At 64.6% G+C, this 12,453-nt stretch carries 12 protein-coding genes; 11 read left to right on the top strand and 1 reads right to left on the bottom strand.

What is annotated here, in order from left to right:
- Positions 1 to 66 precede the first annotated feature (66 nt).
- The 5 genes from SynA15127_RS05290 (at position 67) to SynA15127_RS05270 (ending at position 4,089) form a co-directional block, all read left to right on the top strand.
- Positions 67 to 1,005 carry a cation diffusion facilitator family transporter gene (locus SynA15127_RS05290; protein ID WP_186485296.1) on the top strand — a complete coding sequence of 313 codons (939 nt, stop codon included), beginning with the start codon at positions 67 to 69 and terminating at the stop codon, positions 1,003 to 1,005.
- Positions 998 to 1,525 (top strand): hypothetical protein, encoded by a 528-nt coding sequence (locus SynA15127_RS05285; protein WP_186485295.1) that lies wholly within the window; start codon positions 998 to 1,000, stop codon positions 1,523 to 1,525. Before SynA15127_RS05290 ends, SynA15127_RS05285 begins: the two co-directional genes overlap by 8 nt.
- Before the next feature lie 16 nt (positions 1,526 to 1,541).
- Complete coding sequence (locus tag SynA15127_RS05280; protein WP_186485294.1) at positions 1,542 to 2,165, top strand: hypothetical protein; 624 nt, start codon at positions 1,542 to 1,544, stop codon at positions 2,163 to 2,165.
- Between the two features lie 3 nt (positions 2,166 to 2,168).
- Positions 2,169 to 3,182: a tryptophan--tRNA ligase gene (gene trpS, locus SynA15127_RS05275; protein WP_186485293.1), complete on the top strand. Its 1,014-nt coding sequence runs from the start codon at positions 2,169 to 2,171 to the stop codon at positions 3,180 to 3,182.
- A 232-nt stretch (positions 3,183 to 3,414) separates the two neighbouring features.
- On the top strand, positions 3,415 to 4,089 hold the full coding sequence (locus SynA15127_RS05270) for a glycoside hydrolase family 104 protein (protein ID WP_255475592.1): 675 nt from the start codon (positions 3,415 to 3,417) through the stop codon (positions 4,087 to 4,089).
- Here the strand turns inward: SynA15127_RS05270 and SynA15127_RS05265 are convergent.
- Entirely contained in the window at positions 4,058 to 4,351 is a 294-nt protein-coding gene (locus tag SynA15127_RS05265; RefSeq protein WP_186485292.1) for a DUF2605 domain-containing protein, read from the bottom strand. The genes SynA15127_RS05270 and SynA15127_RS05265 overlap by 32 nt on opposite strands.
- 74 nt (positions 4,352 to 4,425) lie before the next feature.
- Between SynA15127_RS05265 and thrS the strand changes: the two genes are divergently transcribed.
- From thrS to SynA15127_RS05235, 6 genes are all read left to right on the top strand, one after another.
- Complete coding sequence (gene thrS / locus SynA15127_RS05260) at positions 4,426 to 6,261, top strand: threonine--tRNA ligase (RefSeq protein ID WP_186485291.1); 1,836 nt, start codon at positions 4,426 to 4,428, stop codon at positions 6,259 to 6,261.
- Complete coding sequence (locus tag SynA15127_RS05255; protein ID WP_186485290.1) at positions 6,258 to 6,650, top strand: DUF1824 family protein; 393 nt, start codon at positions 6,258 to 6,260, stop codon at positions 6,648 to 6,650. The genes thrS and SynA15127_RS05255 overlap by 4 nt, the downstream gene beginning before the upstream one ends.
- Positions 6,651 to 6,723: 73 nt before the next feature.
- Positions 6,724 to 7,758, top strand: a complete 1,035-nt coding sequence (gene glk, locus SynA15127_RS05250; RefSeq protein ID WP_186485289.1) for a glucokinase — start codon at positions 6,724 to 6,726, stop codon at positions 7,756 to 7,758.
- Between the two features lie 14 nt (positions 7,759 to 7,772).
- Positions 7,773 to 8,720: a homoserine kinase gene (gene thrB, locus SynA15127_RS05245; protein WP_043690604.1), complete on the top strand. Its 948-nt coding sequence runs from the start codon at positions 7,773 to 7,775 to the stop codon at positions 8,718 to 8,720.
- 57 nt (positions 8,721 to 8,777) lie between these two features.
- Positions 8,778 to 10,349 carry an NAD(P)H-quinone oxidoreductase subunit 4 gene (locus SynA15127_RS05240; protein ID WP_186485288.1) on the top strand — a complete coding sequence of 524 codons (1,572 nt, stop codon included), beginning with the start codon at positions 8,778 to 8,780 and terminating at the stop codon, positions 10,347 to 10,349.
- Position 10,350: 1 nt separating this feature from the next.
- Positions 10,351 to 12,453, top strand: coding sequence for a M3 family metallopeptidase (locus tag SynA15127_RS05235; protein ID WP_186485287.1), 2,103 nt, complete (start codon positions 10,351 to 10,353; stop codon positions 12,451 to 12,453).

Below are 12,453 nucleotides of genomic sequence, written 5' to 3'. Positions count from 1 at the left end.
GCGACCAGGAACACCGGTCAGACCGCTGAGTTCTCCATACCGTGAAGGGACGGAACGCGCTGATGCATGGCCACCAGTAACGGACGGATCGTGACGGGACGCGGAGGCGACCGTCGCAACAGTGTCCGGCGCGTGCTCACCGTTGCCCTGGCCCTCAACATCTCGATGTCGCTGCTGAAGCTGACCATCGGCCTGGTCAGCGGCTCCCTCGCCGTGATCGCCGATGCCATGCACAGCGCCACCGACGCTCTCTCGAGCCTGACCGGTCTGATCACGAACAACCTCTCCGACCCCAGACCCGACCGTGATCACCCGTACGGACATCACAAGTACGAAGCGATCGGCGCCCTCGGCATCGCGGGATTCATCCTGTTCACGGCCCTGGAGATCCTGCTGAGGTCTGGCGAACGGGTTCTGGAGGGTCTGCCCGCCATCCGCGTGACGGGCCAGGAGCTGCTGCTGCTGCTGCTGGTGCTCGGACTCAATCTGCTTCTGGCCGGTTACGAGCACAACGAAGGGCGGCGGCTCGACAGCGCCCTTCTCAAAGCGGATGCCCAGCACGCCGCCAGTGACGTGTGGACCACCGTGGTCGTGCTGGTGGGCATGGCCGGAACCCTCTGGCTGAAGGTGAGCTGGCTGGACATCGCACTGGCGATCCCGATGGCGCTGCTACTGATCCGGGTCTGCTGGCAGGTCCTGCGCCGCACCCTGCCCTGGCTTGTGGATCACATCGCCATCGCCCCGGAGGCGATCCACGCCGAGGCGATGGGGGTGCCCGGTGTGATCAACTGCCACGACATCGCCAGCCGCGGCGTGCTTGGGCAGCAGGTGTTCATCGACATGCACATGGTGGTTGAGGCCGATGACCTGGCCACGGCGCACAGCATCACCGAGCGGGTGGAGGAACGCCTCGATCGGAGCTTCGGCCCTGTGCGGTGCACGATTCATCTCGAACCGAAGGACTACGTGGAAGAGGGCATCACCTACACCGGCACCCATGGCTGACGGGCCGATCAGCGTCGATCGCCTGGGCAGCCTCACCGCACGCCAGCGTCTGGCCCTCTCCGGGGTGCTGGAGGAAGTGCGCCAGGCGCGCTCCTGGAGCTGGAGACTGCCGGTTCTGCTGCACGACCGCTGCTGGCTGCGGCTGTCGCGCATCCGACTGGATCAGCTGCAACGCTGGCTCCCACCCGATGGCGGCGGCGACGCCCCGGAACTGATCCGGTACAGGGAGCTCCTGAGCACGGGAGATTCCCCGCTTGAGGCCCAGCAGCGCTGCTGGCTCGAATTCGGGACGGAAGACTGCCAGCGCGCCCTCAAGGGCTTCTGGGTCAGTCAGGACACCTGCCGACATGGCTGGACCACCACGCGATACCTGGATCTGCTGAGTCGCTACAGGGAGATGTTCGAAGCCGGGGACACCGCGGTGCCGATGCTGGTGCTGGCGCGCGCAGGCAGTCGCGAGCGACACAAGCTGTGCTGGGTTTCTGACAGCACACCGACGATGCGGCACACTTGCGCCTGATTCCAGGCCGCAGGCCATGAGCGATTCGTACGGCAGCGATCCCCAGCAGCAGGGAGGTCAGGGTGACGGAGGCCGTGAGGTCTTCCGGGGTGAAGGCGGCCGTGGAGGCAACCGGGGCGGCCGCCCATCCGGCGGGAACCGCGAAGGTGGTGGTTTCCGCATCCGCCTGAGCGACAACGAGATGCGCTCCGCGCGGGCGCTCCAGGAAGCCTTCAATCTGCGCTCCACCGTTGCGGTGCTCGGCTTCGCAGTGCGCACCCTCGGCCAGATGCTCGAGGACGGCCAGCTCGGTGAACTGGTGGAGCAGCAACGCTCCCAGGGAGCACGGGGTGGCCGGCGCGATGGCGGCGGGAAGGATGGCGGCGGTCGCGGTCGTCGCTTCGACGATGAGCGCTCCGGCGGCGGTGGACGTGGGTCCCGTCCCGATCCCTTCGCCCGCCCCTCCAAGCCCCAGCCTCCAGAGCCGGAACCGGAGCCTGCACCGGAGCCAGAGACGGAGACGGAGACCGCACAGGATGCCGAGGCTGAGCCCCTGGCCGAGACTGGGAGCGAGGTGGCCGTTGAGTCCTCCGACCAGGAGTCCACTGACCAGGAGTCCACTGACCAGGAGACCAGCAAGACCGCCGAAGCCGAGGCCTGATCGATGCCACGCCCCCGGGTTCTCTCCGGTGTCCAGCCAACCGGTGCCCTGCATCTGGGCAACTGGCTGGGGGCGATCCGTAACTGGGTCGATCTGCAGAACACCCACGACACCTATGTGTGTGTGGTTGATCTGCACGCGATCACCGTCCCCCATGACCCGGCGAAGCTCGCGGAGCACTCCCTCGGCACCGCTGCCCTGTATCTGGCCTGCGGGATGGATCCGGAGCGCTGCGCCATCTTCATCCAGAGCCAGGTGGCGGCCCACAGCGAGCTCTGCTGGCTGCTCAATTGCGTCACCCCTCTGAACTGGCTGGAACGGATGATCCAGTTCAAGGAGAAGGCGGTAAAACAGGGCGACAACGTCTCCGTCGGCCTGCTCGACTATCCGGTGCTGATGGCAGCGGACATCCTTCTCTACGACGCCGATCTGGTGCCGGTTGGTGAAGACCAGAAGCAGCATCTGGAACTGGCCCGTGACATCGCCCAGCAACGCATCAATGCCCGCTTCGGCAGTGAGGACCATCCGGTCCTCAAGGTTCCCCAGCCGATGATCCTCAAGGAGGGGGCCCGGGTGATGAGCCTTACCGACGGGCGCAGCAAGATGAGCAAGAGCGACCCCAACGAGGGCAGCCGCATCACCCTGCTGGATTCACCGGAGCTGATCACCAAGAAGATCAAGCGGGCGAAGACCGACCCGGAGAGAGGCCTGGAATTCGGCAACCCGGAGAGACCGGAAACAGACAATCTCCTCAGCCTCTACGCCATCCTCAGCGGCAAGGGTCGGGAGCAGGCCGCGGCGGAATGCGCCGACATGGGATGGGGTCAGTTCAAACCACTCCTGGCGGAGGCCACCGTGGCTGCGCTGGAGCCGATCCAAGCGCGTTATCACCTGCTGATGGAGGACCGGAAGGAGCTTGAGCAGGTGCTCAAGAACGGTCGGCACAAGGCTGAAAGCGTGGCCAACGCAACCCTCTCCAGGGTGCGCGATGCCCTTGGCTTCGCGACTCCGGGCTGATCGGGATCCGCAGCATTGATAAGCCGGCCTGATCAGAGCTGCCCAAGACGACACTGCGCGGAATATCGCCCGCAACAGCCCCGGACCTGCCGCCCTCAGGCGAGTCTCGCGAGTCCCGGAGCCGTCGTCCACTCGCCTACACATATTTCAAGGTCAGCGTCAACCCCTCCAGTGCCGATCTCGCGCAACCGCCTCGTGTCCAACAAGGTGTTTGTCCACTTGATTTCACTGCGTGCAGCGGACTTTTCGCTTCGAAGATCTGCAACAGAACAGTCGTCCGTTGCTGGCAAGTGTCGCCTGCCTGTCTCTTCTGGTCTGCTCCGGAGCACCCCTCTCCAAGGTCTCGTTCTCGCCAGCTTCCCTGCAGCCATCATCCGCATCTGCCGCATCCAACCGATCGCTCCTGGCCAACGTGAGGGAAAGCGGTCCCTACGAACTCACTCCGCAGCGCCGGGCCCTGCTGAACACGATCCGCTTCGCCGAGGGCACCTGGAAGGACGGTGAAGACCAGGGCTACCAGATCATGTACGGCGGTGGGAAGTTCAAGGATCTCTCCCGTCATCCCGAGACGGTGGTGAAGAAGCGCTACTCCAGCGCAGCCGCCGGTGCCTACCAGTTCCTGCCGACCACATGGAAAGGGGTGGCCAAGGAGCTGAAGTTGAACAGCTTTGAACCGAAGCATCAGGATCAGGCAGCACTTCACCTGGTCAAACGCCGCGGCGCTCTCCAGGAGATCGATCGAAGCGGTCTGACCCCCAAGGCCATGGAGCAGCTCGCACCGGAGTGGGCCTCGTTCCCCACCAGGGCCGGCCGCAGCGCCTACGGACAACCTGTGAAGAGCCATCAGGAACTGGCCCGCTTCTACAGCAGCAACCTCAGGGACCTGAAACGTCACCTCGGCGCCTGATCCGGGCCGAAAGACTCCAGACCTCGGTGACGAGTCCGTGCCAGGAGGTCATGGCGTCCAGAGAAACCGCCACCGGTTGATCGGTGGCGGTCATCAGAGCCCGGGTGGCGACAAGACGGCGTCTGCCGTCCTCCAGTCGCTCCGCCAGCTGCTGCCGCTCAGCGGCCGACATCACCAAATCCGGACATCGGCTGAGCAGCTCATCTCCGCGGCTGAACCAGTGATCGAAGTCCGCCAGCAAGGACTCCAGCAGCGATGTCATCAGGGTTCCGGCCTCCGATGGTTGGCCGGATGCATCGCTGTCGATCACAAACTGAACCGCAACTCGCTCATAGGATGGCGGGCCCTGACCAGGAACCGGTGAGCAGCGCTGCAGCAACCACCCCAGCCCCCTCAGCTCCGGTGGTTCTGCCCAAGACCAGCGAGAACGTGCAGCTGCTGAAGATCCGCCACTCGATGAGCCATGTGATGGCCATGGCGGTGCAGCAGCTCTTTCCCCAGGCCCGCGTGACCATCGGCCCCTGGACCGAAACAGGCTTCTACTACGACTTCGACAACCCGGATCCCTTCACGGAGGCCGATCTGAAGGCGATCAAGAAAGGGATGATCAAGATCATCAACAAGAAGCTCCCCCTTGAGCGCCTCGAGGTGAGCAGGTCAGACGCTGAAGCCAAGATCAAGACTCAGAACGAGCCTTACAAGCTCGAAATCCTCGAAGGGCTGCAGGAGCCGATCACCCTCTACACCCTCGGGGAGGAGTGGTGGGATCTCTGCGCAGGGCCCCATGTGGAGCACACAGGACAGCTCAACCCCAAGGCCTTCGAGCTCGAAAGTGTTGCCGGCGCCTACTGGCGAGGCGACGAAACCAGAGCCCAGCTGCAGCGGATCTACGGAACCGCCTGGGAAACACCTGAGCAGCTGACGGAACACAAACGTCGCAAGGAAGAAGCCCTGCGCCGCGACCACCGGCGCATCGGCAAGGATCTCGATCTGTTCTCGATCGAGGATGAAGCCGGAGCCGGTCTGGTGTTCTGGCACCCCCGCGGCGCCCGCATGCGTCTGCTGATCGAGGAATTCTGGCGCCAGGCTCATTTCGAAGGCGGCTACGAGCTGCTCTACACGCCCCATGTGGCCGACATCAGCCTCTGGAAGACCTCCGGCCACCTCGACTTCTACGCCGAAAGCATGTTCGGCCCGATGCAGGTGGATGAGCGGGAGTACCAGCTCAAGCCGATGAACTGCCCCTTCCACGTGCTCACCTACGCCAGCAAACTGCGCAGCTACCGGGAACTGCCGATCCGCTGGGCCGAGCTGGGAACCGTGTACCGCTACGAACGGCCTGGGGTGATGCACGGCCTGATGCGTGTGCGGGGCTTCACCCAGGACGACGCCCACGTGTTCTGCCTGCCAGAGCAGATCAGCGATGAAATCCTGCGCATCCTGGACCTCACCGAACGGATCCTCTCCACCTTCGACTTCAGCAATTACGAGATCAATCTCTCCACCCGTCCGGAGAAATCGATCGGCGATGAAGCCGTCTGGGATCTGGCCACCAAGGGCTTGATCGAAGCCCTCGAACGCAAGGGCTGGGCTTACAAGATCGATGAAGGGGGCGGCGCCTTCTACGGCCCCAAGATCGACCTGAAGATCGAAGACGCCATCGGCCGGATGTGGCAGTGCTCCACCATCCAGCTGGATTTCAACCTGCCGGAACGGTTCAAGCTCGACTACATCGCTGCGGATGGCAGCAAGAAGCGCCCGATCATGATCCACCGCGCCATCTTCGGCTCGCTGGAACGGTTCTTCGGGATCATGACCGAGAACTACGCCGGTGATTACCCCTTCTGGCTGGCTCCCGAGCAGGTGCGGCTGTTGCCGGTCACCGACGAGGTGCAGCCCTATGCCGAACAGCTGCTGGAGCAGCTGACCCAGGCCGGAGTGCGCGCCACTGTCGATCGCAGCGGCGACCGCCTCGGCAAGCTGATCCGCAGCGGCGAACAGATGAAGATCCCTGTTCTGGCCGTGATTGGTGCCAAAGAGGCCGAACGGAGTGCCGTCAGCCTTCGAAGTCGCCGCGACGGGGATCTCGGTGAGAAGCCAGTGGCCGATCTGCTCACCGCTGCACAGGTGGCGAATGCCCAGCGGCTGGCAGGCCTGGAGCTGAAGCCATGAGCGATCGCGGCATCACCCAGCTGAGTGACCTGGCCCGGTTGCGGGGGGCACCGGAGCTGAGCCCCGCGTCAGCCGATCGGCTCCGGGCCGAACTCGCCAACGCCCTTAGTCAGTCCAGCTGGTTCACCGTTGGCGTGATGGCGCCCTCCGCCGAAATGGCGCTCAAGACGCTGCGCACCCTGGAGAGCAGCCAGGGCTGGGATCCTCTCGACCTTGTCGAAACAACCGAGGAGAGCGGGCCGGCTTATCTGAAGGCCAACCAGAAAGTGGGCACGATCCGGATCCGCATCGAACACGGCCTCGGGGAAGGGGTCCTGATCAGTGGCCACGGCGACGATGAGACTCAGCCCAGCACCACCTGGGGACCACTGCCGCTCGACTTTTTCTGAACCCCGCCGGTCTCCGGCCTTTACGGCTGACGACATCACATGCAGCCTGAGGCAGACAGCGTCGGAGCGTCACATGGCCGCCACCACTCTTCTGGCGGGGGACATGGGAGGAACGAAGACCCTTCTTGCCCTGTACGGCCTCGATGGCTCAGGCCTCCAGGTTCTGCATCAGCACCGTTTCGCATCCAGCGAATGGCCATCGCTGGAACCGATGCTCCAGGCCTTCCTCAACAACCGGCCGGAGGACATCGCAGCACCCACGCATGGCTGCATCGCCGTCGCAGGGCCTGTGCGCAACCACAGCGCCAGGATCACCAACCTCCCCTGGCAACTGGAGGAGAGGGCCCTGTCCAAGGCCGCGGCCATGAACCAGCTGGAACTGGTGAACGATTTCGCCGTTCTGATCTACGGCCTGCCCCATTTCGATGCCGAGCAGCAGGTGGTGCTGCAGGAGGGCACCCGCGACTCCGGACCGGTGGCGATTCTCGGAGCGGGAACAGGCCTCGGCATGGCCAGGGGGGTGCACGGGAGCCATGGGCTGATGGCTCTGGCCAGTGAGGGAGGCCATCGCGAGTTCGCTCCCCGCACGGATGAGGAATGGCAGCTCGCCTGCTGGCTCAAGCAGGACCTCAACCTGGATCGGCTGTCGGTGGAGCGGATCGTCAGCGGCACCGGCCTTGGACATATCGCCCACTGGTTGCTGCAGAAACCGGAGGCTGCCAACCATCCGCTGCGAGCGATCGGTGAGGCCTGGCGCCGCAACATGGCCAGCGATCTTCCAGCACAGGCCAGCCATGCTGCAGCCGCCGGGGATCCGCTGATGATCCATGCCGAGCAGCTTTGGCTCTCCGCCTATGGCGCCGCCGCCGGCGACCTTGCTCTGCAGGAGCTCTGCACCGGAGGCCTTTGGGTGGGAGGCGGCACCGCAGCGAAGCAGCTGGCGGGTCTGAGGTCAGCCACCTTCCTCGAGGCGATGCGGGACAAGGGCCGCTTCCGGGAGTTCATCGACGGTCTGCAGGTGACCGCCGTGGTCGATCCGGATGCCGGATTGTTCAGCTCTGCCTGTCGGGCCCGGATGCTCGCTGAGTCGAGTGGGACACTGTCCTGAGCAGTTCAGCTGGGATGGCGCAGCCGCGCATCGGTCAGAAAGTGGTGGTGGACGTCCCGGCGACCACCGCCAACCTCGGTCCGGGATTCGACTGCCTCGGCGCGGCCCTTGATCTGAACAACCGCTTCGCGATGCGACGCATCGAGGGCAATGGGGAACGCTTCGAGCTGATCATCGAGGGCACGGAGGGCAGCCATCTGCGCGGTGGGCCCGACAACCTCGTGTACCGAGCCGCCCAGCGCGTCTGGAAGGCCGCTGACATGGAACCGGTCGCCCTGGAAGCCCGGGTGCGTCTCGCGGTGCCGCCGGCACGGGGGCTGGGAAGCAGTGCCACGGCGATCGTGGCCGGGCTGATGGGCGCGAATGCCCTGGTGGGTGAACCGCTGAGCAAGGAGAAACTGCTGGAGCTGGCCATCGACATCGAGGGACATCCGGACAATGTGGTTCCTTCCCTGCTGGGGGGGCTCTGCATGACCGCGAAAGCGGCCTCTCAGCGTTGGCGGGTGGTGCGCTGCGAATGGATCAGCACGGTGAAAGCGGTGGTCGCGATCCCCTCGATCCGCCTGAGCACCAGCGAGGCGCGACGCGCCATGCCGAAAGCGATCCCCGTGAGCGATGCCGTTGTGAACCTGGGGGCACTCACCCTGTTGCTGCAGGGACTGCGCACCGGCAACGGCGATCTGATCGCCGATGGCATGCACGACCGGCTGCACGAGCCCTACCGCTGGCGGCTGATCAAGGGTGGCGACCAGGTGAAGGCCGCGGCGCTCGAGGCAGGCGCCTGGGGGTGCGCCATCAGCGGCGCCGGCCCCAGCGTTCTGGCGCTCTGCTCCGAGGACTGCGGCAACGCCGTCAGCCGGGCCATGGTGAAAGCCTGGGAGGCGGCAGGCGTTGCCAGCCGCGCTCCGGTGCTGAACCTCCAGACCGCCGGCAGCCACTGGCAGCCGGCAGAAGATGGGTAGTTGTACCCAAATCACTGATCCAGCCCTGTTAGGTTTGTTAAAGATTGCGGACACGGGATGGACGTTGGGCTAGTGCAAGCCGCCACATCCGAAGCGACGTTTCCCTGGCTCTCCCTGATCGTCCTGTTACCGGCCGCCGGTGCCCTGTTCATGCCCCTGCTTCCCGGGGATGACGATCAACCGTCTCCATGGCCGCGAAACCTGGCCCTGGCGGTGCTTCTGGTGGATCTGCTGCTGATGCTGGTGGTTTTCGCCACCCGTTTCGATCCCTCCATCGACGGCCTTCAACTGGTGGAGAGGGTCAACTGGTTGCCCGTGATCGGCCTGGAATGGTCCCTCGGTGCCGATGGTCTGTCAGCCCCCCTCGTGGTGCTCAGCGGTCTCGTCACCCTGCTGTCAGTAGCGGCCAGCTGGTCTGTGGAGCAGAAATCGCGCCTGTATTTCGCCCTGCTGCTGGTGCAGGCATCAGCCCAGGGCATTGTCTTTCTGTCCCAGGATTTCCTGCTGTTCTTCCTGGCCTGGGAACTCGAGCTGGTCCCGGTTTACCTCCTGATCGCCATCTGGGGAGGGCAGAACCGGCAGTACGCGGCCACGAAATTCATCCTCTACACAGCGCTTGCATCGCTGCTGATCCTGATCAGCGGCCTGGCACTAGCCCTCTCCGGAGACGAGTTCACTCTGAATCTCACCGAGCTGGCGGCCCGCTCCCCCGGCGGCAGCTTCGGATTGCTCTGCTACATCGGCTTCCTGGTCGGTTTCGGCGTGAAACTGCCGATGTTCCCTCTGCACACCTGGCTACCCGATGCCCATGGCGAGGCGAATGCACCGGTTTCGATGCTGCTGGCAGGAGTGCTGTTGAAGATGGGTGGCTACGCGCTGCTGCGTTTCAACGTCCAGATGCTTCCAGACGCCCACCTCACCCTCGCCCCCGCGCTGGTGATCATCGGCATCGTCAACATCATTTACGGAGCCCTGAACGCCTTCGCCCAGGACAACGTCAAACGGCGGATCGCCTGCAGCTCGGTGAGCCACATGGGCTTTGTTCTCCTCGGCATCGGGGCCGTCAATGCTCTCGGTGTCAGCGGAGCGATGCTCCAGATGGTGAGTCACGGTCTGATCGCCGCAGCGATGTTCTTCGTGACCGGCGTCTTCTACGAACGAACCAAGACGCTGTCCATTCCCAACATGGGAGGCCTTGCCAAGGCACTGCCGATCACCTTCGCCTTCTTCCTGGCCAGCTCGCTGGCGTCGCTCGCCCTGCCAGGCATGAGCGGGTTCATCAGCGAAATCACCGTGTTTCTCGGCATCACCAGCCAGGAGAACTTCACGTCCCTGTTCCGAGCCATCACCGTGCTGATGGCGGCCATCGGGCTGGTGCTGACGCCCATCTACCTGCTCTCGATGTGCCGGCGGGTCTTCTTCGGTCCGAGGATCCCGGCACTGGCGAGTGTGGAGGATATGCATCCCCGCGAGCTGGTGATCGGTCTCAGCCTGCTGGTGCCCACACTTGTGATCGGCATCTGGCCACGGGTGGCCATGGATCTCTACGAAGCCTCCACCGATGCTCTGGCCAACCAGCTGAGCAGTCTCAGCCTGATGGCCCTGATTAACCGTCTCCCCCTCGGCTGATATGACCGCGACACTCTCTCCTCTGCTGCGCGGGGAAGGCCTTCCTCAGTACAGCGCCATCAACCCTGAGACGGTGAGCCGCGATGTTCCGGCTCTGCTGAAAGCGCTCAACGACGAGTTCAGCGCCCTGGAACAGTCGCTGGATCAAGCCCTGAGCAGCGATGCCCCCCTGCCCTGGGATGCCGTCATGATCCCGATGCAACGGATCGGTGAACGGCTGCGCTGGAGCTGGGGCGTTGTGTCCCACCTCAACGGGGTCTGCAATTCCAAGGATCTGCGGGAAGCTCACGCTGCTCAACAGCCCGAAGTCGTTCGTCTCGGCAACCGACTCGGCCAGAGTCAGGTGCTGCATCGAGCGCTGCAACGGCTTCGCGACCTACCGGCGGAGCCCCTGAGCGAGACAAGGCAACGGATCCTCGCGGCGGAACTGCTCTCGATGCGCCACCGCGGTGTCGGCCTTGCGCCGGATGTGCAGTCCGCCTTCAACACGTCCAGTGAGCGCCTGGCAGCGTTATCCACTCAGTTCAGCAATCACGTGCTGGATGCAACCCAGCAGTGGACCCTGATGCTCAGGGATCCCGAGCAGGTGGCCGGCTTGCCGCCACGGGCCCTGGAGGCCCTGGCGGCCGCGGCCAGGGACGCTGGGGAAACCGACGCCACGGCCTCCTCCGGCCCCTGGTTGCTGGGACTTGACATGCCCCGCTATCTGCCGTTTCTGACCCACGCTGAGAACCGTGATCTGCGCGAAACCGTCTATCGCGCCCACGTCAGCCGGGCCAGCGATGGAGAACTCGACAACCGCGCTCTGATCGAGGAGATCCTCAGCCTCCGGACGGAACAGGCTGGGCGCCTCGGCTATCGCCACTGGGCCGACGTCAGCCTGGCCGCGAAGATGGCGGACGACGTCGACGCCGTGGAAGCGCTGCTGGAAGAGCTACGCGCGGCAGCCTTCCCTGCAGCGGAACGGGAGCTGGCGGAACTGAAGGCCTGCGCAGCACGCCAGGGAGCTGCCGAAGCTGACACGCTCGCCGCCTGGGACGTGCCCTACTGGTCCGAACAAATGCGTCGTGAACGCTTCGATCTCGACCAGGAGGCGCTTCGCCCCTGGTTCCCCCTGCCTCAGGTGCTCGAGGGTCTGTTCGGACTCTGCAACCGCCTGTTCGATGTGGAGATCCGGGCCGCCGATGGAGACGCACCCATCTGGCATCCGGACGTGCGCTACTTCCGCGTGCACGGTCGTGACGGAGAACCGGTTGCGGCCTTCTATCTCGACCCCTTCAGCCGTCCCGCCAGCAAACGCGGCGGAGCCTGGATGGATGAGTGTCTCGGACGCAGCCGGTCAGCGAGCGGCGAACCGGTGCTGCCGGTGGCTTACCTCATCTGCAACCAGACCCCCCCGGTGGGTGATGCCCCAAGCCTGATGAGTTTCGAGGAGGTCGAGACCCTCTTCCACGAATTCGGCCACGGACTCCAGCACATGCTCACCACCGTGGAGGAGCCGGAGGCAGCGGGCATCAACAACGTCGAGTGGGATGCCGTTGAACTTCCAAGCCAGTTCATGGAGAACTGGTGCCTGGATCACGCCACCCTGATGGGCATGGCCCGGCACTGGCAGACCGGCGAACCACTGCCTGAAGAGGAATACAGAAAACTGCTGCTCAGCCGCACGTTCAACGCCGGGCTCGCAACCCTGCGCCAGGTGCATTTCGCCCTAACCGATCTGCGCCTGCACAGCAGCTGGACCCCAGCCTCGGGCACAAGCCCCGACCAGCTGCGCCGTTCGATCGCCGAGACCACCTCCGTGATCGCGCCGATTCCGGAGGATCAGTTCCTCTGTGCCTTCGGCCACATCTTCGCCGGTGGCTACGCCGCCGGGTACTACTCCTACAAGTGGGCCGAGGTGCTCAGCGCTGATGCCTTCGCCGCCTTCGAGGAAGTCGGTCTCGATCAGGAGCAGCAGGTGCGGGCCACAGGTGCTCGCTTCCGCGACACCGTGCTGAGCCTCGGTGGCAGCCGTGCACCTGCCGAGGTGTTCCAAGCCTTCCGGGGGCGTTCCGCCAGCACCGCCGCCCTGATCCGTCACTCCGGCCTCCAGGCCGCCTGA

It is taken from the genome of Synechococcus sp. A15-127 (genome assembly GCF_014280215.1).
Lineage (GTDB): Bacteria > Cyanobacteriota > Cyanobacteriia > PCC-6307 > Cyanobiaceae > Parasynechococcus.
Note: the sequence above shows the minus strand (reverse complement) of the source record. Positions and strands in the feature narration are given on the sequence as shown.